Source organism: Ideonella sp. FW305-24 (assembly GCF_058788035.1).
Genome location: NZ_JBYTAI010000011.1, coordinates 193,495 through 215,607, shown reverse-complemented (window position 1 = coordinate 215,607; position 22,113 = coordinate 193,495). Strand labels below are relative to the sequence as shown.

The 22,113-nt window shown below is 68.1% G+C and carries 16 protein-coding genes; 11 read left to right on the top strand and 5 right to left on the bottom strand.

Annotation, left to right across the window (positions count from 1 at the left end):
* Window positions 1-9: 9 nt before the first annotated feature.
* From AC3WR5_RS25185 to AC3WR5_RS25140, 10 genes are all read left to right on the top strand, one after another.
* Window positions 10-5,235, top strand: coding sequence for an amino acid adenylation domain-containing protein (locus AC3WR5_RS25185; protein ID WP_492488027.1), 5,226 nt, complete (start codon window positions 10-12; stop codon window positions 5,233-5,235).
* Window positions 5,236-5,247: 12 nt separating this feature from the next.
* Window positions 5,248-6,711 (top strand): cytochrome P450, encoded by a 1,464-nt coding sequence (locus AC3WR5_RS25180; RefSeq protein WP_492488026.1) that lies wholly within the window; start codon window positions 5,248-5,250, stop codon window positions 6,709-6,711.
* Window positions 6,712-6,723: 12 nt separating this feature from the next.
* Complete coding sequence (locus AC3WR5_RS25175) at window positions 6,724-8,118, top strand: MATE family efflux transporter (protein ID WP_492488024.1); 1,395 nt, start codon at window positions 6,724-6,726, stop codon at window positions 8,116-8,118.
* Window positions 8,119-8,190: 72 nt separating this feature from the next.
* Window positions 8,191-8,523: an ArsR/SmtB family transcription factor gene (locus tag AC3WR5_RS25170; RefSeq protein ID WP_492488022.1), complete on the top strand. Its 333-nt coding sequence runs from the start codon at window positions 8,191-8,193 to the stop codon at window positions 8,521-8,523.
* Between the two features lie 24 nt (window positions 8,524-8,547).
* Window positions 8,548-9,060 carry an arsenate reductase ArsC gene (locus AC3WR5_RS25165; RefSeq protein WP_492488031.1) on the top strand — a complete coding sequence of 171 codons (513 nt, stop codon included), beginning with the start codon at window positions 8,548-8,550 and terminating at the stop codon, window positions 9,058-9,060.
* A gap of 2 nt (window positions 9,061-9,062) precedes the next feature.
* A complete protein-coding gene (arsB, locus tag AC3WR5_RS25160) occupies window positions 9,063-10,142 on the top strand; it encodes an ACR3 family arsenite efflux transporter (protein WP_492488020.1) in 1,080 nt (359 codons plus the stop codon).
* A complete protein-coding gene (arsH, locus tag AC3WR5_RS25155) occupies window positions 10,139-10,873 on the top strand; it encodes an arsenical resistance protein ArsH (RefSeq protein WP_492488018.1) in 735 nt (244 codons plus the stop codon). The genes arsB and arsH overlap by 4 nt, the downstream gene beginning before the upstream one ends.
* 111 nt (window positions 10,874-10,984) lie before the next feature.
* Window positions 10,985-11,524, top strand: a complete 540-nt coding sequence (locus tag AC3WR5_RS25150; protein ID WP_492488016.1) for a MarR family winged helix-turn-helix transcriptional regulator — start codon at window positions 10,985-10,987, stop codon at window positions 11,522-11,524.
* The gene (gene arsN2 / locus AC3WR5_RS25145) at window positions 11,515-13,479 is read left to right on the top strand and encodes an arsenic resistance N-acetyltransferase ArsN2 (RefSeq protein WP_492488014.1); all 1,965 of its coding nucleotides are present in this window, start codon (window positions 11,515-11,517) and stop codon (window positions 13,477-13,479) included. Before AC3WR5_RS25150 ends, arsN2 begins: the two co-directional genes overlap by 10 nt.
* A gap of 123 nt (window positions 13,480-13,602) precedes the next feature.
* Window positions 13,603-14,148, top strand: a complete 546-nt coding sequence (locus AC3WR5_RS25140; RefSeq protein WP_492488012.1) for an arsinothricin resistance N-acetyltransferase ArsN1 family B — start codon at window positions 13,603-13,605, stop codon at window positions 14,146-14,148.
* 17 nt (window positions 14,149-14,165) lie between these two features.
* On the opposite strand, the gene AC3WR5_RS25135 is transcribed toward AC3WR5_RS25140, so the two are convergent.
* From AC3WR5_RS25135 to czcI, 5 genes are all read right to left on the bottom strand, one after another.
* Window positions 14,166-15,257, bottom strand: coding sequence for a DMT family transporter (locus tag AC3WR5_RS25135; RefSeq protein ID WP_492488011.1), 1,092 nt, complete (start codon window positions 15,255-15,257; stop codon window positions 14,166-14,168).
* A gap of 23 nt (window positions 15,258-15,280) precedes the next feature.
* Window positions 15,281-18,433 carry a CusA/CzcA family heavy metal efflux RND transporter gene (locus AC3WR5_RS25130; RefSeq protein ID WP_492488009.1) on the bottom strand — a complete coding sequence of 1,051 codons (3,153 nt, stop codon included), beginning with the start codon at window positions 18,431-18,433 and terminating at the stop codon, window positions 15,281-15,283.
* A 13-nt stretch (window positions 18,434-18,446) separates the two neighbouring features.
* Window positions 18,447-19,757, bottom strand: a complete 1,311-nt coding sequence (locus AC3WR5_RS25125) for an efflux RND transporter periplasmic adaptor subunit (RefSeq protein ID WP_492488007.1) — start codon at window positions 19,755-19,757, stop codon at window positions 18,447-18,449.
* Between the two features lie 17 nt (window positions 19,758-19,774).
* Entirely contained in the window at window positions 19,775-20,989 is a 1,215-nt protein-coding gene (locus tag AC3WR5_RS25120) for a TolC family protein (RefSeq protein WP_492488005.1), read from the bottom strand.
* A gap of 69 nt (window positions 20,990-21,058) precedes the next feature.
* Window positions 21,059-21,403, bottom strand: a complete 345-nt coding sequence (czcI, locus tag AC3WR5_RS25115; RefSeq protein WP_492488002.1) for a cation efflux protein, CzcI family — start codon at window positions 21,401-21,403, stop codon at window positions 21,059-21,061.
* Window positions 21,404-21,547: 144 nt separating this feature from the next.
* Between czcI and def the strand changes: the two genes are divergently transcribed.
* Window positions 21,548-22,087: a peptide deformylase gene (def, locus tag AC3WR5_RS25110; RefSeq protein WP_492488000.1), complete on the top strand. Its 540-nt coding sequence runs from the start codon at window positions 21,548-21,550 to the stop codon at window positions 22,085-22,087.
* Window positions 22,088-22,113 lie beyond the last annotated feature (26 nt).

Sequence of the window (22,113 nt, the reverse complement as noted above, 5' to 3'; positions counted from 1 at the left end):
CACCAGGACGTGGCCTACCTGGCGCGCGTGATCGATGAGCAGCGCATCACCACGCTGCACTTCGTGCCGCCGATGCTCGACGTGTTCCTCAACGAAGCCAGGCCCGGCAGCGCCAGGTCGCTGCGCCAGGTCATGTGCAGCGGCCAGGCCCTGCCGCTGGAGCTGCAGCAGCGCTTCTTCCAGACCTGGGACCACGTCGAACTGCACAACCTCTACGGCCCCACCGAAGCCTCGGTCGACGTCACCTATTGGCAGTGCCACAAGGACAGCGAGCTGCAGTGCGTGCCGATTGGCAAGCCGATTGCCAACATCCAGATCCACATCCTCGACGACTTGCTCAACCCGGTGCCCATCGGCGTGGTCGGCCACCTGTTCATCGCCGGCATCGGCCTGGCGCGGGGCTACATCAACCGGCCCGAGCTGACCGAACAGAGCTTCATCCCCAACCCGTTCAGCGCAGAGCCCGGGGCCAGGATGTACCGCTCGGGCGACCTGGCGCGCTACCTGCCCGACGGCAACATCGAGTACCTGGGCCGCAGCGACCATCAAGTCAAGATCCGCGGGCTGCGCATCGAGCTGGGCGAGATCGAGAGCGCGCTGGGGGCCATGGATGCCGTGCGCGACGTGGTGGTGCTGGCGCGGGAGGACGAGCGCAAGATCCCGCGCCTGGTGGCCTACCTGGTGGCGCATGACGGGCACAGCCTGCCCGACGAGGCGCAGCTGCGCACGGCGCTGGCGCAAAGCCTGCCCGAGTACATGCTGCCCAGCCACTTCGTGAGCCTGGCGGCGATGCCGCTGACGGCCAATGGCAAGGTGGACCGCAAGGCGCTGCCCGCACCGGACATGTCACAGGGCGAGGCCGAATACCTGGCGCCTCGCACGGCGGCCGAACAGGCCGTGGCCGAAGTCTGGGCCGAGCTGCTGCAGGTCGACAAGGTGGGTGTGCACGACGACTTCTTTGCGCTTGGCGGCCATTCGTTGCTGGCCACGCAGTTGATGTCGCGCCTGGGGGCGAAATTCGGCACCGCCATTTCGCTGCGCACCGTCTTCGAGACGCCGGTGCTGGCGGACCTGGCCGCCATCCTCGCGCCCGCGGGGGCCGAGTCACCGGAAGCGACGCAGACGCCGGCCGCCCTGGGCTTGCCGGCCGAGTTGCCAGCACAAGCCTTCCCGCCTTCGCTGGCCCAGCAGCGCCTGTGGTTCCTGGATCAGCTGGAGGGCCCGAGTGCCACCTACAACGTCCCGATCGCGTTCCGTCTCGAAGGCAAGCTGAACCGGCCCGCGCTGCACGCGGCGCTGAACGACCTCGTGTGTCGCCACGACGCGCTGCGCGCCTGTTTCCAGAGCGCCGGCGGCACACCGGTGCTGCGGCTGTTGCAGCGAGTGGACCTGGCGCTCCCGTTCGATGACCTGCGCCACTCGATGCAGCAGGCGCGCGACGCAGCAGTGGCCGCGCGCATGCTGGCCGAAGCGCAGCTGCCTTTTGACCTGACGACAGGCCCGCTGATCCGGGGTGGCCTGCTGCAGCTCGGCGACGAGCAGCATCTGCTGCTGCTGACCGTGCATCACATCGTCTTCGACGGCTGGTCCATCGGCATCCTGGTGCGGGAATTCGGTGCGCTCTATGCGAGCCACGCCGCGGGGCTGCCGCTGGCGCTGCCCGAGCTGCCCATGCGCTACGTCGACTTTGCCGCCCGGCAGCGGCAGTGGCTGAGCGGCGAACGCCTGGCGCGGCAACTGGGCTACTGGCAGCAGCGCCTGAATGGGGCGCCCGCGCTGCTGGATTTGCCCACTGACCGGCCGCGCCCGCCTGTGCAGCGCCAAGACGGCGCCTCCTTGCCGTATGCGCTGCCCGCGGAGCTCTCTGCCAGGCTGCGGGCGCTCAGCAGGAAGACGCAGAGCACCTTGTTCATGACCCTGTGCGCGGCCTTCAACGTCCTGCTGGCGCGCTACGCGGGGCAGATCGACATCTGCATCGGCACGCCCATCGCCAACCGCAACCGCACCGAGATCGAGGGCTTGATCGGCCTGTTCGTCAACACGCTGGTGATTCGCACGCAGGTCGACCTCAGCCTGGGATTCACAGCACTGCTGGCGCAGGTGAGGGGCCACACGCTGGATGCCTACGCGAACCAGGATGTGCCCTTCGAGCAGGTGGTGGAGGCCTTGCAGCCCGGCCGGCATGCCCGTCACACGCCGCTGTTCCAGGTGATGCTGGCCCTTCAGAACGCGCCCATGGCCCGGCCGGAAATGCCGGACCTGTCGATGTCGTTTGTTGCCGGCCCCGTCGTCACCGCCAAGTTCGATCTGACCCTGACCCTGACCGAAAGTGCAGACGGGTTGCATGGCGACTTCGAATACAGCACCGACCTGTTCGACGCCAGCACGATCGCGCGCCTGGCCGGCCACTTCACGCGCCTGCTGCAGGCCATCGTGACCGATCCCGACACGCCGGTTGGCGAGCTGGACCTGCTGGGCAGCGGCGAGCGCCAGCGCATGCTGGCCGAATGGAACGACACCGCCACGGCGTTCCCCGGCGTGGACCCGCAATTCACGCAGGCCCAGCAGCTGTTCGAGGCGCAGGTGGCGCGCACGCCGCACAAGGTGGCCGTCGTCCATGAGGGCCGCTCGCTCAGCTACGCCGAGCTGAACGCACAGGCCAACCGGCTGGCGCACCATTTGATGGTGCTGGGCGTTGGGCCCGAGTCGCGTGTCGCGATCTGCGCGGAACGTGGCGTGGAGATGGTGATGGCCTTGCTGGCGACGCTCAAGGCAGGCGGCGCCTACGTGCCGCTCGATCCAGCCTATCCGGCGGACCGCCTGTCCCACATGCTGCACGACAGCGCGCCGGTGGCGGTGCTGACCTGCCTGCGCCAGGCCACCCGTTCGCGCCTGGCGGCGACCTTGCAGGCGCAGGGCATACCCAACCTGGACCTTCAGGCGGACGCACAGCACTGGGCTCATCAGGCGGGCGTCAACCCCGAGCTTGAAGCCGATGGGTCGGCGGGGCGCCGCCTCGCCTATGTGATCTACACCTCGGGCTCGACCGGGCAACCCAAGGGCGTGATGGTCGAGCATGCGTCGGTGGTCAACCTGATCCAGGGCCATGTGCGCCTGTGCGCGCTCTCTGAAGAGGACCGTGTGCTGCAGTTCGCCTCGGTCGCGTTCGACGCGTCGGTCGAGGAGATCTTTCCCGCGCTGACGGTGGGCGCCACCCTGGTGCTGCGGCCGGCCGACCTGGTCGCGCCAGACGAGGTCTTCCTGAACTTCATCGCCGACATGGGCATCACCGTGGCCGAGCTGCCGACTGCCTTCTGGCAACAGTGGGCGCAGAACGCAGCGCCCGCGAGCGGCGCTGAACCCGGCGCGCTGCGCCTGGTCGTGGTGGGCGGCGAGAAGGCGGAGCGCCGCCACCTCGGTCCGTGGCGGCGCGCAGTGCAGGCAGGCACGGCCTGGCTCAACACCTATGGCCCGACCGAGGCGACGGTGTACGCCACGGCCTGGAAGATGGACGCTCGCCAGGCCTTGCCGCCGGGTGAGATCCCGATCGGCCGCCCGGCGGCCAACACCCAGGTCTACATCCTCGACAGCCGTTTGCAGCCGGTACCGGTTGGCGTGGCAGGCGAGATCCACATCGGCGGTGCCGGCGTCGCCCGCGGCTACCTGAACCAACCAGAGCTGACGGCGGAACGCTTCATCGCCGACCCCTTCGGCCGCTCGCCGGGCGGCAGGCTGTACAAGACCGGCGACCTCGCCAGGTACCTGCCGGGCGGCGAGATCGAGTACCTGGGACGCAATGACTTCCAGGTCAAGATCCGCGGCTTCCGGATCGAGCTGGGCGAAATCGAGGCCAAGCTGGCTGCGGCCCACGGCATCCGGGAGGCGGTGGTGCTGGCGCATGAGGCGCCTGGCGGCGACAAGCGGCTGGTGGCCTACGTGGTGCCACATGCCGGGCACCCGCTGGACGAGGACGCCCTGCGTGCCGAACTGGCGGAGGAACTGGCCAGCTTCATGCTGCCGAGCGCCTACGTGATGTTGGACGTGTTGCCGCTGACCCCCAACGGCAAGGTCGATCGCAAAGCCTTGCCGGTGCCTGAGATGGCGCAAAGCCAGGCCGCATACATGCCGCCGCGCACGCCGACCGAACAGGCCATCGCGGAGGTCTGGGCCGAGCTGCTGCAGATCGACAAGGTGGGGGCCGAGGACGACTTCTTCCTGCTCGGTGGCCACTCGCTGCTGGCCACGCAAATGGTGGCAAAGCTGCGCGATCGCGGCGTCAACGGGATGGTTTTGAGAGACCTCTTTGCCCACCCGTCGCTGGCGACCCTGGCGAAGTTCATCGATTCGCATGCGACGGCCGCCAGGCATCCGAACCTGGTCCGGATCCGCACCCGCGGGGACGCCACGCCGCTGTTCCTGATCCATCCAATTGGCGGCGAAGTGCAGTATGCGTTCGACCTGTCGCGACACCTGGCCCCGGATCAGCCCGTGTACGCCTTGGCCGCCAGCGGCTTTGCCAGTGGCGAGAAGCCGCATGCCAGCATCGCCGAGATGGCGCGTGCCTACCTCGGTGCCATCCGCCAGGTCCAGGCAAGCGGGCCCTACCAGCTCGCGGGCTGGTCCCTGGGTGGCATGATCGCCTACGAGATCGCGCACCAGCTGCTTGGCGCAGGGGAGACGGTGGCCTTCGTGGGCATGATCGACAGCGGCTGCCCGCTGGCCAGCGAGCCGGGCGAGGCGGCCCGCGAGGTCGACGAATGCAGCGCCCTGCTGCACTGGGTCATCGACCTGCACCCCGAGTGGGTCGACGCGAGCCAGCATCCCGTCTACGACGAGGTCACACAGCTGGCGAGCGCCGGGCAACTGGACGCCATCATCCAGGTGTGCCAACGCGAGCAGCTGCTGCCGACGCAGCTCGATGCGGCGCAGGTGAAGCGCATCGTGGCGCTGTACGTGGCCGGTGCCAAGGCGGCCGACGCCTACCGGCCACCGCTGATTGCGGCGCCGGTGAGCTTCTTCGCCGCCGCGCGGCGCGAAGGCGAGGACCTCACGCTCGGCTGGGCCGCCTTGCTCGGCAAGCGCCTGCGGGTGATGGCCATCGGTGGCAGCCATTACACGATCGTGAAGCCGCCACACATCGAGAAGCTGGCGCGCGAGATCTCGGCCAGCCTCCACCGTGGGGCGAGCAGCGGGCCTTTGCATGCTGCCGCCCACATTTCGTTCGCCAACAAATAGCCGAAAGACAGCATGGACGCCAACACCTCAGCGCCCCCTCTGGATGCCAAACGCATGGGGACATTCGAGTTCTCGCGCACCATCGCCGACCTGCCCGCCCCCAAGGGCTTGCCGCTGGTCGGCAGCCTGCTCAAGCTCAGCGGGCGCCAGTTCCACCTGACGCTGGCGGACTGGATTCGCGAGTTCGGTCCCGTCTTCCGGCTGGATGTGATGGGCCACCAGCTGATGGTGCTCTCCGAGCCCGCAGCCGTGGAGGGCCTGCTGCGTGACCGCCCGGACGGCTTCCGGCGCACCTCCAACCTCAAGACCAGCATGGGCGAGCTGAAGATCGCTGGCGTCATCACCGCCGAAGGCGACGACTGGCGCAAGCAGCGCAGGCTGGTCATGGGCGGGCTGAACGCCGAGGTCGTGCGCAACTTCTTTCCGACGATGGTGGCCATCACCAAGCGGGTGCTGCTGCGCTGGAAGACAGCAGTGGCGGAGGGCCGGCGCATCGACCTGCATCGCGACCTGAAGGCGATGGCCCTCGATGTGATCGTGGCCATTGCGATGGGGCAGGACATCGACGCCGTCAACGACGACGGCAACCAGGTGCAGCGCGACATCGACAACATCTTCCAACGCCTGGGCGCCCGCAACGCCACGCTGCTGCCTTATTGGCGCCACTTCAAGCTGCCGGTGGACCGCGCGGCCGACAAGTCGGCGGACGACATCGAGAAGGCCGTCATCGGCTTCGTGCAGGACGCGCGCGAGCGCATGGCGCAGCAGCCGCAGCTGCGCCAGAAGCCCGGCAACATGCTGGAGGCGATGATCGCGGCGAGCGAGAACCCCGAGTCCGGCTTCACCGACCAGGAACTGATCAGCAATGCCATCATGAGCGTGATCGGCGGCGAAGACACCACCGCCAACTCGATGGCGTGGATGATCAACCTGCTGGCGCAGAACCCCGAGGCGGCCGCCACGCTGGCCGCCGAAGTGGACGCGGTGCTCGGCGACGCGCCGGTCGCCCGCGAATGGGAATGGCTGAAGCAACTGCCGTATCTCGAAGCGGCCCACAGCGAGACCCAGCGGCTGCGGGCGGTGGCGCCGTTCATGGGCTTTGCCAGCAACGCCGACTGCGTCGTGGCCGACACCTTCGTGCCGAAAGACACGGTGATCTTTGTCGCCAACACCGGGGCCAGCCAGGACGAGGTGCACTTCCCGCAGCACGAGCTGTTTCGCCCGGAGCGCTGGATCTTCGATGGCAAGCCTTCGCGGGAGGAAGACCCTTCGCGCAAGGTCTTCCCCTTCGGCGCCGGCCCCCGCCTGTGCCCTGGCCGCTTCCTCGCGCTGACCGAGATCAAGATGGTACTGGCGATGCTGGTGCACAACTTCGAACTGGTGCCGGACCGGGACGCACCGCCGGTCGAGCAGCTGTTGAATTTCTTCGTCGGCCCGAGTGCGGTGCCAGTGCGGCTGAAGCTGCGCGCCCGGTGAGTTGAGGCATTGATGAATTCCAACCCCATGCGTTTCGACTTCGGCATTGCCAGGCGCGTGCTGCAGGTTTCCGTGCCCTTGATGGGCTCGATGGTCGGCAACCTGATCATGATGCTGGTCGACCGCATCTGCCTGGCGCGGTATTCGGACGACACGCTGGCCGCGTCCGGGCCCGCGATCTACACGGCCATGGCCATCGTCGGCTTCTTCACCGCCTTCGCCGGCTTTTCGAGGTCCTGCGTCGCCCAGGCCTTCGGCCGATCAGGGCGGGACGAGGCGGCGTACCAGGCGGCGGTCGGCATGGTGGTCGCGGCCGTGCTGGCCGCGGTCCTGGTGCTGCTGGCGCCGGTGATCGAGCTGATTCCCCGCTTGAGCAACCGGCCGGCCGCCATCACGGCGCTTGAATCGCAGTTCCTGTATTGGGCTGCGTATTTCGGCAGCGTCATGACCTTGAACATGTCGCTGTCGTCCTATTTCAGCGGCATTGGCCAGACGCGGGTCACGCTGATTGCCGGCCTGATCGGGCAGGTCGTGGAACTGTTCATGACGGTTGGCCTGGTGTTCGGCAAATTCGGGCTGCCCGAGCTTGGCATGCGTGGCTCGGCCATCGGCACCTTGTTCGGCACCTCGGCGATGCTGGTCTTCTACTTGTCCCGGTTGCCGCAGGAGGTCTGGCACCAGCTCACGCAACGCGTCTTCAAGCGCGGGGCGACCGTGGTGGCCGACATGATGCTGCGGGTCCGGCGGGGACTGCCGCTCGGGGTCTCTGCCGGTGTCGACAACCTCGGCAACGCGGCCTTCATCTGGATGATCGCCGGCCTGGGCGCGATTGCGCTGGCGGCCAACAACGTCAACCTCACGGTCAACTACATCGGCATCGTGCCGCTGATCGGGCTGGGCATCGGCTGCAGCGTGCTGTGCGGCAATGCCATCGGCGCGAACGACTTTTCGCAGGTGCCCAGGATCATCTTCGTGACCTGGGTGATCGAGCTGGCCTATGTGGCGGTGGTGGCGCTCTTCGAGATCACCATGCCGGAACAGCTGCTGAACCCTTTCGGCCTCAGCCACAAGCCTGAAGCGATCCGCAGCGCGGCGGTCGGCACGGCCCAGGTGCTCTGGCTGTATGCACTGGCCTTCACCTTCTCGATGACAGGCGCCGCCGTGCTGGAGGCCTTCGGCCTGACAAGGTTCCTCTTTGCCACCCGCCTGGTGCTGATGTGGGCCTTCAGCATCCCGACGATCTACTTCATGACGCTGGGGCGGGACGGCAACGCCGACTTCCTGCCGATCTGCTGGGTCGTCGGTGCGTTTTTCGAGGGGGTCATCGGTGCGCTGTATGTCTGGCGGATCTGGACTGCGGTGAAGCATCGCCAGAACGCCATCGCGCTGGCGCCCGCCGGCGCCTGACCCGCTGCCCTGTTTGCCAACAGCGCCGGCGCGGGGCTGGCTGAATTCCATTATTTCCATTAAAGTGGAAACATGGAAGAAGAGATGGCCGTCAAGTCCCTCGCCGCGCTGGCCCAGCCGATGCGGCTGCGTATCTTTCGTGCGCTGGTGGTGGTGGGCGATGCCGGCATGACGCCTGGCGCGATGCAGCAAGGCCTGGAGATTCCGGCCGCCACGCTGTCCTTCCACCTGAAGGAACTGCTGCAGGCCGGCCTGGTGACCCAGGAGCGCGCCAGCCGCAACCTGATCTACCGGGCGGCCTACGCCCACATGAATGCGCTGCTGGCCTTCCTGACCGAGAACTGCTGCCAGGGCGAGGCCTGTGGCGCCAATGGTGCCGATGCCTCGGCTGCCTGCAGTTGCTGACTTCATTTCTTGAACCTGCCGACCATGACCGTCAACGTGCTGATCCTCTGCACCCACAACTCGGCCCGCAGCGTGCTGAGCGAGGGCATGCTGAACCACTGGGCTGCCAGGCTCGGCAAGGATGTGAGGGCCTTCAGCGCCGGCAGTGCGCCCAGCGGTCGCCTCAATCCCTTTGCCCTCGAAGCGCTGACCCACGCAGGTGTGGACGTGACCGGCTACCGCAGCAAGAGCTGGGACGAGTTCACCTCGCCCGAGTCGCCGCCGCTGTCCATCGTCATCACCGTTTGCGACAGCGCCGCGGCCGAGCAGTGCCCCGTCTTCTTTGGCGCGAATGCCGATGGCGGCCAACCGGTGAAGGTGCACTGGGGCTATGCGGACCCGTCGAATGCACAGGGCGGCGACGCCGGCAAGCGGCTGGCCTTCGAGCTGACCCGCCAGGCCATTGGCTACCGCATGCTGCAGTTGCTGCAACTGCCTCTTGAAACCTTGGACAAGGCCGAACTCCGGGCCGCCCTGAACGCCATTTCGGCCAGCTGACCATGAGCGCAAGCCAACTCTCCGGCGCAGCAGCGCCCAAGGCCGCATCGGCCATCTCCTTTTTTGAGCGCTACCTGACCGTCTGGGTTGCGCTGTGCATCGTGGCGGGCGTTGCGCTGGGGCAATGGTTGCCGGGCGCGTTCAAGGCCATTGCAGCGATGGAAGTGGCCCAGGTCAACCTGCCTGTGGGTCTGCTGATCTGGGTCATGATCATCCCGATGCTGCTGAAGATCGACTTCTCGGCGCTCGGCCAGGTCAAGGCCCATGCCCGCGGCATTGGCGTCACGCTGTTCATCAACTGGGCTGTGAAGCCGTTTTCGATGGCCTTGCTGGGCTGGCTGTTCGTGCGCCATGCATTCGCGGCCTGGCTGCCTGCCGACCAGCTCGACAGCTATGTTGCCGGCCTGATCCTGCTGGCCGCCGCACCCTGCACCGCGATGGTCTTCGTCTGGAGCCAGCTCTGCAAAGGCGACCCGTACTTCACGCTGTCGCAGGTGGCCTTGAACGACGCCATCATGGTGGTGGCTTTTGCGCCCATCGTTGCGCTGCTGCTGGGCCTGTCGTCCATCACCGTGCCCTGGGACACGCTGCTCACCTCGGTGGGCCTGTACATCATCGTGCCGGTGGTGCTGTCCCAGCTCTGGCGCAAGGCGCTGCTGGCCAAGGGCACGGCGTACTTCCAGGCGGTTGCGTCCAGGTTGGGTCCGTTCTCCATCAGCGCACTGTTGCTGACCCTGGTGCTGCTGTTCGCCTTCCAGGGCCAGGCCATCCTGGATCAGCCGCTGGTGATTGCGCTGCTGGCGGTACCCATCCTGATCCAGGTGATCTTCAACTCCGGCCTGGCGTACCTGCTCAACCGCAGGCTGGGGGTGCAGCACTGTGTCGCCGGGCCGTCGGCGTTGATAGGCGCCAGCAACTTTTTCGAGCTGGCCGTGGCCACCGCCATTAGCCTGTTTGGTTTCCAGTCGGGCGCGGCGCTGGCCACCGTGGTCGGCGTGCTGATCGAGGTGCCAGTGATGCTGGCAGTGGTCGCCATCGTCAACCGCAGCCAGGCCTGGTATGAAAAAGGTGCACCGGCATGAGCGCGATTCCCGAAGGCACGCAAGGCGTATTCCCTGCACTGGATGCAGGTTTCTTCGATGTGCCGACCCAGGAGCGCCTGGTGGTGCCGCAACCTTCACGCCACCGGCCGCGCTTCCTGATGCTTTATGGCTCGCTGCGCGAGCGTTCGTTCAGCCGGCTGCTGACCCATGAGGCGGCCCGCCTGCTCGAAGCGATGGGTGGCGAGGTCCGCATCTTCGACCCGGCCGGCCTGCCGCTGCCCGATGGCGCGCCGGACAGCCACCCCAAGGTCCAGGAGCTGCGCGAACTCGCCGCATGGTCCGAAGGCATGGTCTGGACTTCACCGGAGCGCCACGGCGCGATGACCGGCATCATGAAGGCGCAGATCGACTGGATCCCGCTGTCGGTTGGTGCGGTGCGGCCGACGCAGGGCAAGACGCTGGCGGTGATGGAAGTTTCCGGCGGCAGCCAGTCCTTCAACGCCGTGAACCAGATGCGCGTGCTGGGCCGCTGGATGCGCATGCTGACCATCCCGAACCAGTCCTCGGTGGCCAAGGCCTTTGCCGAGTTCGACGCACACGACCGCATGAAGCCCTCGGCCTTCTACGACCGCGTGGTGGACGTGATGGAAGAGCTGTTCAAGTTCACCCTGCTCACGCGCGACCTGGGCCCTTACCTGGTCGACCGCTACAGCGAGCGCAAGGAGAGCGCCGAGGCCCTAAGCAAGCGGGTGAACCAGCGCGCGATCTGAGCACCTGCAGTTCACGGGGCCCGGCCCCGTTTTCTCCCACCAAGTAGTTGCTGTTGACAACCAAAATCATGAGGTCTACCGTGCGCCTGCATGGTTGCTATTCACAACGAGATGCGCACAGACGTGCAGGACGGCGCTCCGGTCACCCAGGCGGCGGTCACGACGGCCAATCACGGCGGCCTGCTGCGAGAGGTTGCCCGCATGTACACGCGGGCGCAGCGGGTCGTGGCCGACTGTTGTCGCACCACCAGCACGCAGTGTCACCTGCTGACCGAGCTGGGACGCACCGGCCCCTTGCCGCTGGCCGAACTGGGCACGCGGGTCAGCTTGGAGAAGAGCTGGGTGTCGCGTGCGGTGGAGGCCATGGCCAGGCGTGGCTTGGTGACCAAGGAGCCGAACCCGTCCGACGCAAGGAGCTGGCTCGTCACGCTCACCGCCGAAGGCAAACGCACTGTGCTTGAGCTGAACCAGACGCTCGACGCCCACGCCGCGCAGTTGCTGTCATCGCTGAGCGAGCGCGACCGCCGCCAAGTCGAGCGCTCCCTGTTGCTGTTGATGAAGGCCCTGCGCGCGGACCAGGCGGCGATGTGTTGCCTGCCTGCCAGCGAAGCCGGGGCCGAACCGGTCAAGGACTCCCAATCATGTTGCTGACGTCACCCATCCTCCTGCGGCAGGCCACGGCCGCCGACTGGCCTGCCGTCGAGGCGCTGCTGCTGGCCAACAAGCTGCCGCTGGACGGTGCCCGCGACCACCTGGGCACCTGCCTGCTGGCCACGGTCAACGGCGAAGTCATCGGCTGCGCCGGCGCAGAGGTCTATGGGCACGTGGCGCTCATGCGCTCGGTCGCCGTGGCGCCGGGTCTGCAGCAGCAGGGCATCGGCCGCCAGTTGGTTGAACGGCTCATCCTCGAAGCGCGCAGCCGCGGCATCGGTACGCTGTACCTGCTGACGGTCACCGCGCCGGAATACTTCGCCGCTTTCGGCTTCAAGCGCAGCAAGCTCGACCAGGCCCCGGCAGCACTGAAGGCGTCGCAGGAGCTGCAGGGCGCCTGCCCAGCGTGTGCGGCATTCATGAGCCTGCCGCTGCAGGCGCAGGCGACCAAGCCAGCCTCGCTGGACGGCTTGCCGGTGGCGGTGCTGGGGGCCGGGCCGGTTGGCCTGGCCGCGGTGGCGCGGCTGCAGGAGCGCGGGCTGCGGGTGGTCGTGCTGGAAGCCGGGGACCGAGTGGGACAGAACCTGCTGGCTCACGGGCATGTGCGCCTTTTCTCGCCATGGCGCTTCAATGTGGACGAAGCGGTGGCCCGGGCGCTGGCCGCGACGGGTTGGCAAGCGCCGGCGCCCGCAGGCCTGCCGTTGTCCCGCGAAGTGGTCGAGCAGGTGCTGCAGCCCTTCGCCGCGTTGCCGCAGGTGCAGGCGGCGCTGCAACTGGGCACCCGTGTCACGGCCATCAGCCGCGAGGGTTTCGACAAGGTCAGGAGCGACGGCCGGGCGCAGGCACCGTTCGTGATCCATGCGCTGAGAAGCGGGCAGGCTGTGCAGTTCCGGGCTCGCGCGGTGATCGACGCCACTGGCACCTGGGCCACCCCGAACCCGCTGGGAGGCAACGGCCTGGCGGCCGATGGCGAAGGCGAGGCCAGCGGCCAGATCTTCTACGGCATTCCCGACGTGCTGGGCCGGGACCGTACCCGGTACGAAGGCAAGCGCACGCTGGTGGTGGGTGCGGGCCATTCCGCGGCCAATGCGCTGCTGGACCTGGCCGCGCTGGCCAAGGCTTCGCCGACGACGCGGCTGGCCTGGGCGGTGCGCTCGACAGTGCCGCAGCGGGTCTACGGCGGCGGCGTGGCAGATGCGCTGCCGGCACGCGGCGAGCTGGGTGCGGCGCTGCGTCGCCTGCGCGAGAGCGGTGTGCTGGCCTTCCATAGTGGGGTGCGCATCACGGCCATCCGGCGGGCTGGCGCGCAACTCACAGTCGAGGGCCTGGACCTGCAGCAGCAGCCGGTGCGCATCGAGGGCCTCGACGAGATCGTCTGCGCGACCGGCCAGCGGCCCGACTTGAACATCACGCGCGAGTTGCGACTTCAGCTGGACCCTTGGCTCGAGTCCACCCAGGCGCTGGGCCCGCTGATCGACCCGAACCTGCACAGCTGCGGAACCGTCCGGCCGCATGGGCACCGTGAGCTGGCCCACCCTGAGGCGGACTTCTACACGGTGGGGGTCAAGAGCTATGGCCGTGCGCCCACCTTCTTGATGGCCACCGGTTTCGAGCAGGTGCGTTCGGTGGTGGCCGCCATCGCCAGCGACCTGCCTGCTGCGGACCGGGTCGAGTTGGACCTGCCGGAGACAGGGGTGTGCTCGTCCGACTTTGGGGTGAAGTCAGGCGCTGCGCTCTCCGGCGGCTGCTGCGGTCCTGCGCCAGTGGCCAGCCCGTCCATCGCGTTGGCTGCTGCGGTGACACCGACGGCATCGATGACATTGACGACACCGGCTGCACCGATCGCACCCACCAAGGGCTGCGCGTCTTCCGGCTGCGGGCCCAAGCCGGAGCCCGCAGCGGCGTCCGCCACGGCGCCGGCCGGGGCACCGAGCGCGCGCCGCTGCTGTGGCTGAAGCAGCCCACGAAGGCCCTGGTGCCAGGCCGGCGGAAGTCGCGGCGCTGGGATTGGCCCAGACACACTGGCCTGGGCCTCCTCGTACTACCTGCCGGCGATCCTAGCCCGGCCGATGATTGCCATGGACCCCACGATCACCGCCATCCGCATTGCAACGCCAGACGATGCACCGGCCATCGCCGCCATCTATGCCCCCATCGTGCAGGAGACCTGCATCTCGTTCGAGCTGGTGCCGCCGACGGTGGAGGAGATGCGGGCGCGCATCAGCGCCACCTTGCAGGCGCTGCCCTGGCTGGTCAGTGAGGATGAGGCCGGCCGGGTGAGCGGCTATGTCTACGCGAGCAGGCACCGGGAGCGGGCGGCTTACCAGTGGTCGGTCGACACCACGGCCTACGTCCGGGCCGATGTGCGGGGACAAGGTGTGGGCAAGCAGCTCTACACGACCTTGAAGCGGGTGCTGGTCGACCTGGGCCATTGCCAGGCCTTTGCTGGCATTGCATTGCCCAACGCGGCCAGCGTGGCGCTGCATGAATCGGTGGGTTTTGAACTCATTGGCGTCTACCGCAAGGTGGGTTTCAAGCATGGCGTGTGGCACGACGTGGGCTGGTGGCAATGCCCGCTGCAGCAGCTGGAGTCGCCAGGCGCACCGAGGCTGGCTGCGGGCTGATCCGCTGCGCGGGCTGCTCAGGTTTCGTGCCCGGGCGGCGTGGCTGCATGCGAGTGCCGGTGGTGGATGTCCGGATGGTGCGGGTGCTTGTGCGTCAGCGGCTCGTGTCGGTGCAAGTGCCGGTGGGGCTCTGTGCCGTCCCAGGCGAAGTCGTGCGCATGTTGGTGGTGCGCGTCATGGGCATGCGCGTGGGCGTGCACCAGCGGCTCATGGGTGTGCGGGTGCTCGTGGCGCTCGCGCACGTGCAGCCACACGCCAAGCGCCATCAAGCCGGCCGCCAGCCCGAAGAGCGGGGGCGGGATGGCCGGCCAGATCGCCAACGACAGCAGCACGCCAAAAAGCGGTGCCACTGAAAAATATGCGCCGGTGCGCGCGGTGCCCAGCGTGCGCAGGGCGACCACGAAAAGTGTCAGGCTGAGCCCGTAGCCGAAGAAGCCGATCAGCAGGCTCAGGCCGACGGAAGTCCAGGGCGGCAGTGCCGCACCGCTGGCCAGTGCCAGCGCGGTGTTGCAGCCGCCTGCCAGCAGGCCCTTGAGGCAGGCGACCAGCATGGCATCGTTGTTCGAGACCTTGCGCGTCAGGTTGTTGTCGATGGCCCAGCACAGGCAGGCGCCGAGGATGAACAAGGCGCCGGTGGAGACCGAGGCCGCGCCCGGTTCCCACGACAGCAGCAGGCCGCCGATGACGATGGCGACCATGCCCAGCACGATCTGGCGGTCGGCGTTTTCCTTGAAGACCAGCCAGGCGATGACGGCCGTCAGCACGCCTTCGACATTCAGCAGCAGCGAGGCCGAGGCGGCGCGGGCCTGGGCCAGTCCCGTCATCAACAAGGCCGGCCCCAGCATGCCGCCAAAGGCAATGGCGCCCAGCAGCCAGCTGAGCTCGTTGCGCGGGATGCGCAGCGAGGCCTGGTGGGCGGGGGCGCCGCCAGCGCCGGCCCGCCACTGCCGCAGCAGCAGCCATGCCGCCAGGCCGATGCCGCTGCCCAGGTACAGCAGGCCCGCCAGCAGCAGCGGCGACATGTCGCCGCCCAGCCACTTGGCCAGCGGCGTGCTGGCGCCGAACAACAAGGCCGCGGTGAGCGCGGGGAGGGCGGGTCGCAGGGACATGGGAAACCTGGGGTGGCGCGGGATCAGGCCGGCACGGCGGCGGCTGCCGGCACCTCGTCTTCATCGCGCCTGTGCGCCCAGCGGTACAGCACCGGCAGCACCAGCAGGGTCAGCAGCGTGGACGACAGGATACCGCCGATGACCACCGTGGCCAGCGGGCGCTGCACCTCCGCACCGGTGCCGGTGGCCAGCGCCATCGGCACGAAGCCCAGCGAGGCCACCATGGCGGTCATCAGGACCGGCCGCAGCCGTGTCAGCGCGCCTTCCCAGATCGCGTCGTCCAGGTTCCTGCCTTCTTCGCGCAGGCCGCGGATGAAGGACAGCATCACCAGGCCGTTCAGCACCGCCACGCCGCACAGCGCGATGAAGCCCACCGCGGCCGAGATGGACAGCGGGATGTCGCGCAGCCACAGCGCCAGCACGCCGCCGGTGAGCGCAAACGGAATGCCGGTGAACACCAGCAGCCCGTCCTTGACGTTGCCGAACATCGTGAACAGCAGCACGAACACCATCAGCAAGGCCAGCGGCACGACCAGCTGCAGCCGCTGGGTGGCCGAGGCCAGCTGCTCGAAGGTGCCGCCCCAGGCCGTCCAGTAGCCGGCTGGCACCTTGACGGAGGCGATGGCGGCCTGGGCATCGCTGACGAAGGAGCCGAGGTCGCGCCCGGTGACGTTGGCGCTGACGACCACGCGGCGCTTGCCGTCTTCGCGGGAGATCTGGTTCGGGCCTGGCGTCAGCTCCAGCGTGGCGAGTTCTCCCAGCGGCACATAGGCCGTCGGCCCGCTGCCCCTGGGCAAGGCGATGGGCAGGCGGCGCAGCGCGTCGATGTCCTGCCGCACGGCCTCGGGCAGGCGCACCAGGATGTCGAAGCGTCGGTCGCCCTGGAAGAAGGTGCCGGCCTCGCGGCCGCCGATGGCGGTGGCCACGGTGGCCTGAACCTCGTTCATGTTCAGCCCGTAGCGGGTGGCCTTGGCCCGGTCGATGTTGACCGAGAGCATCGGCAGGCCGCTGGTCTGCTCGACCTTGACCTCGGTGGCGCCGGGCACCTGGCCCAGCCGCTCGGCGATCTGGGCGGCGGTGGTGTTCAGCACCTCGTTGTCGTCGCCAAACAGCTTCACCGCCACGTCCGAGCGCACGCCGGAGATCAGCTCGTTGAAGCGCAGCTGGATGGGCTGCGAGAACTCGTAGGCGTTGCCCGGCACCAGGGCCGCTTCTTCGCGGATCGCGGCCAGCAGCTCGTCGCGCGTCTTGCGCGGTGCGGGCCACTGGTCCATGGGCTTGAGCATGATGTAGCCGTCGGAGATGTTGGGCGGCATCGGGTCGGCGGCAATCTCTGCGGTGCCGGTGCGCGCGAAGATGCGCTCTATCTCGGGGAAGCGAGCCTTCAGGCGGCGCTCCAGCTGCTGCTGCATGGCGACCGATTGCGTCAGGCTGGTGCCGGGAATGCGCAGCGCCTGGATCGCGAAGTCACCCTCGTTCAGGTTGGGCACGAACTCGCTGCCCAGCCGGGTGCCCACCGCCACCGAGAACAGCACCGCGACCGCGGCGAAGGTGGCGACCACCGGCGCGTTGGCCAGCGAGGCCTTCAGGGCGGGCTCGTAGCGGCGCCTGGCCCACAGCATCAGCCGGTTCTCCTTTTCGGCCACGCGCTGGCCGATGAACAGCGCAATCGCCGCGGGCACGAAGGTGATGGACAGCAGCATCGCGCCCAGCAAGGCCAGCAGCACGGTGAAGGCCATCGGGTGGAACATCTTGCCCTCCACGCCGGTGAGCGCCAGGATGGGCACGTAGACCACCATGATGATGAGCTGGCCGAACAGCAGCGGCCGCCTGGCTTCCCTGGCCGCGGCAAACACTTCATGGAAGCGCTCCGAGCGTGTCAGTGGCCGGCCTCGGTGGGCCTGCGCGTGGGACAGCCGGCGCACCGCGTTTTCGATGATGACCACGGCCCCGTCGACGATGATGCCGAAATCCAGCGCGCCCAGGCTCATCAGGTTGGCGCTGATGCGGTAGGAGACCATGCCGCTGAAGGTGAACAGCATGGACAGCGGGATCACCATCGCCGTGATCAGCGCGGCGCGCATGTTGCCGAGAAAGAGGAACAGCACCGCGACCACCAGCACCGCGCCTTCGAGCAGGTTCTTCTGCACCGTGGCGATGGCCTTGTCGACCAGCACCGTGCGGTCATACACCGTGACCGCCCGCACGCCGGCCGGCAGCGACTGGTTGATCGCCTTCATCTGCTTGTCGACCGCCCGCGAGACGCTGCGGCTGTTCTCGCCCATCAGCATGAAGACGGTGCCCAGCACCACCTCCTGGCCGTCCTCGGTGGCCGCACCGGTGCGCAGCTCGCGCCCGATTTCGACCTCGGCCACGTCGCCCACGCGAACCGGCTGGCCCTGCGCGCTGCCGACGATGATGTCGCGGATGTCCTGCATCGACGCGACCTGGCCCGGCGCGCGCACCAGGTACTGCTCGCCGCGCCGCTCGATGTAGCCCGCGCCCTCGTTGGCATTGTTCTTCTCCAGCGCCGCCACCACGTCGGCCAGGCTCAGGCCGTGAGCCCCCAGCCGCTCCAGGTTCGGTGCCACCACGTACTGCTTCTCGAAGCCGCCAATCGAGTTGATCTCGGTGACACCCGGCACGTTGCGCAACTGCGGCTTGACCACCCAGTCCTGGATCTCGCGCAGGTCGGTCGGCGTGTAGGCGCTGCCGTCGGGCTTCTTCGCACCAGGCGCGGCCTCCACCGTCCACAGGTAGATCTCGCCCAGGCCGGTGGAGATCGGGCCCATACTGGGCGTGATGCCGGCCGGCAGGCGCTCCCTGGCTTCCTGCAGCCGCTGGTTGACCAGCTGGCGGGCGAAGTAGATGTCGGTGCCGTCCTGGAAGATCACCGTGACCTGGGACAGGCCGTAGCGTGACAGCGAGCGGGTCTGCGCCAGCCCGGGCAGGCCGGCCATCACGGTCTCGACGGGGTAGGTGATGCGCTGCTCGGCCTCCAGCGGCGAGTAGCCGGGTGCCTCGGTGTTGACGACGACCTGGACATTGGAGATGTCCACCACGGCGTCGATCGGCAGGCGCGTGTAGTTGTAGAGGCCCAGCCCGGCCATGCCCAGCACGGCCAGCATGACCAGCCAGCGCTGCTCGATGCAGAAGCGGATGATGCGTTCAAACATGGATGCGCTTTCTTCAGTGTGCGTGTTCCGCCGAGCCCTTGCCCAGCTCGGCCTTCAACACAAAGGTGTTGGACGAGGCGATCTGTTCACCGGCCTTCAGCCCGCCCAGCACTTCGACGCTGCGGCCATCCGACCGGCCCAGCTTCACAGGCTGGCCCTGGAAGCCGCCGTCGACTGCCTTGAACACCATGCTCTGCCCTTCGACCGACTGCACCGCATCGGCACTCACCACCAGCGGCAGCGTCTGCTGCTCGCCCAGCACCGCCACGGTGACGAACAGGCCCGGGCGCCACGCGCCGCCAGGGTTGCGCAGCGCCACGCGGGCGCGGGCGGTGCGGGTCTGCTCACCCAGCAGGGCGCCGACGTAGGCGATCACGCCCTCGGTCTTGCTGTCGAATGCAGTCGAGGAGACGATGACCCGCTGGCCCACCCGCACCGTACCCAAGTCCTTGGGCGCCACCGCGAAGTCGGCCCACACGGTGCTCAGGTCGGACACGGTGAAGATGCTGGCGTCTTCCTTGACCGCCTCGCCCAGGCTCAGGTGCTTCTCCACCACGGTGCCGGCAAACGGCGCGCGGATCTCGAAGCGGTTCAGCACGACCGAAGCGCCCGTGGCACCGACCGCGGCCAGTTTCTGCGCGGCGTTCTGCAGGGCAATGTCGGCCTCCTGCAAGGCGCTTTGCGCCTGCAGGAAATCCTGCTGGGCGGAGATCCTGTCCTCCCACAGCTTTTTCTCCCGCTCGAAGCTCACGCGTGCGGCGTCGCGGCGCTTTTGCGCGGTCAGCCATTCGCTGCGCTGCTCGGCCAGCGCGGTGCTGGCAACGGTGGCCAGCAGCTCGCCTTTTTTCACCTGCTGCCCGAGGTCCGCGTGCACCGCCTCGACCACGCCGGCCAGGCGCGGCACGACGTGGGAGGTGCGGTCGTCATTGAAGCGGATCTCGCCCTGGAACTGGGCGCTGGCCTGCAGCTGGCCCGGCCCGGCGGCCTGCAGCGTGATGCCTGCGGCCTTGATCTGCTCGGCGCTCAGCGAGACGCGCGTTTCCTCGTGCTCCTCGTGCGCTTCATGCTCGCCATGTGCTTGAGCTTCAGGTGCGTGTGCGTCCTTGTTGCCAGGTTTGTCTTCGTGTGTCTTCTTGTGCTGACCCTCGTGCTGACCTTCATGTTGTCCCTCGTGTGGGTCGGCATGCTCGCCTTTCGATTCGGCGGCGTGCTCGGCTTCTTCGCCGCTGGTGTGTCGCGCCGTCATCAGCACCGCGCCGGTGCCGAGCAGGCCCAGCACGATGAGGAGCGCCATCGCGACGCGTTGTCTGGAAGTGATTGCCATGATGGGAAGGAATGCGTTTAGCGACCGAGCAGGCGGTCGATGGTCGCGGCGGCCTGGTGGGCGCCGGACAGCGTGTTCAGGTAGCGGCTGCGGGCCTGCAGCAGCGCGCGCTGGGCATCGATCACGTCGATGAAGCCGAACTTGCCGGCTTCGAAGCCCTGGCTTGCCGCGTCGAAGGCGCGTTGCGCGGCCGGCAGCACGGTGTCCTGCAGCGTCTGCACCGAGCTGCGGGCCAGCGCGAGCTGGCTGGTGGCTTGCTGCAGCTCGCCCAGCAGCCGCAGGCGCGTGGCGCGGTGCGCATCTTCGGCCTGCAGCGCGCGCCTGCCGGCTTCGAGCACGCTGCCCTGGTTGCGGTCGAACAGCGGCAGCGGAATCGACACGCCGATGACCGCCTGCGTGCGGCCGAGTTCGTTGTCGCGCTTGGCGCCCAGGCTGAGCGTGATGTCGGGCACGGCCTTGCTGCGCTCGACTTCCACCATCGCCTGCCTGCGGCTGGCTTCGATGCGGCTGGCCTGCAGCGCCGGCGAGGCGTCGAGCTGTTGCCGCAGCTCACGCAGCGCCACCGGGCTGGGCAGCTGGCTCGCATCGCCGGTCACTTCGGAGAAACCGGGCTGCTCGTCGCCCCACAGGGCCGCCAGGCCGTGGCGCGCGGCCTGCAGCTCGGCGACCGCCTCGGCGGCCTCCAGTTGCGCGTTCGCCTGGTCGACACGCGCCCGGGTTTCGTCCACAGGCGAAACCTTGCCGGCGGCCACACGCTTGGCAATCGCATCCGCGGCCCGGGTGGCCAGCGCGGCCGAGTCGCCGGCCAGCTGCACGCGTGCCTGGGCCAGCAGCACCGAGAAGTAGCTGGCAATGACGGTGGCGCGCAGTTGCGCCTGGGCGTTGCCGAGTTCGGCCCGCGCCAGGTCCTGACTGCGCTCGGCCGCGGTCACCCGCGCCTGGCGCTTGCCGCCCAGCTCGATGGGGAAGTCCAGCGTGGCCGTGGTGGTGCGCGTGGCGCGCCGGGTGTCCTCGACCGAGGCGTTCAGCGCAGGGTTGGGGAAGGCGCCTGCCTGCTGCAGCGCACCGTCCGACGCTTCGAGTTCGCGCTGCGCAGCGGACAGGACAGGGCTGCCCGTACTCGCAAGCTGCAGCGCTTTTTCAAGGGTGAGGGGCGACGCAGGCTGGGCCTGCGCCAGGAAGGGGCTGAGCAAAGTCGCCGCCAGCCCGAGCGGCAATAGAAGTGTTCTCATCGAATCTCATGGTGGTTCCAGGGATTCGGCGAGACGGATGGCTTGGGGTCAGTCCTTTCGTCCCGCCGGCTAGGCGAGACGGGGCCACTGTGGCCTGTCTGGTCCTTCTGCGAGGGCAGAAGAGCCGGCGGTGTCCGGGCCTTCGGCCAGGCTTTCGCGGGGCACCGCGCCCAGCGCCTGCAGGGCCGGTGCCACCAGCGCGGGCGCGCCGGCATGGCAGAAGCTGCAATCGTTGTCGACGCTGAGCTTGCCCTGCGCCGACGGATCGGCGCTGCCCTGGTGCTCATGTGCATGGTGCCCAAAGTGCGCGCCCGATTGCGGCGCTCTTTCGTGCTCGCAATAGGTCGCGGCTGCGCCCCAGGCGAACTGGAGCGGTATCAGCAAGGCAAGCAGCAACGCGATGAGCTTGGTCACGAAGGGAGGGAATTCAGTGGGCAACAAGGCAGCCGCGATTGGAAACCCTGAAGCGGGTAGAGAGTCAAGGGGTCAACGATTCTGTTGCCGTCATTTTCGGCCTTAAGCTTGGCGCCCCGGCTTCTTTCGTTCCGAATCCCTGCCATGGCTGTCCACCCCATCCTGAAGATGGGCGATGCGCGTCTGCTGCGCATCGCCCAACCCGTCACCGCCTTTGACACGCCCGAGCTGCACGCGCTGATCGCCGACATGTTCGACACCATGGCCGCGGCCAATGGCGCCGGCCTGGCCGCGCCGCAGATCGGTGTGGACCTGCAGCTGGTGATCTTTGGCTCCGGCCAGCACAACCCGCGCTATCCCGAAGCGCCGGTGGTGCCGCAGACGGTGCTGATCAATCCGGTCATCACGCCGCTGTCAGACGAACTGGAGGAGGGCTGGGAGGGCTGCCTGTCGGTGCCGGGCCTGCGCGGCCTGGTGCCCCGTCACAGCCGCATCCGCTACCAGGGCCTGGACCCTCAGGGCCGGCCCATTGACCGCGAGGCCGATGGCTTCCACGCCCGCGTGGTGCAGCACGAGGTCGACCACCTGATCGGCCGCCTGTACCCGACCCGCATGGCTGACCTGCGCAAGCTCGGTTTCACCGAAGTGCTGTTCCCGGAACTGGATCCGAACGCGGACGATTGAGGCAAGGCTGCGCAAGCCTCGCTGGT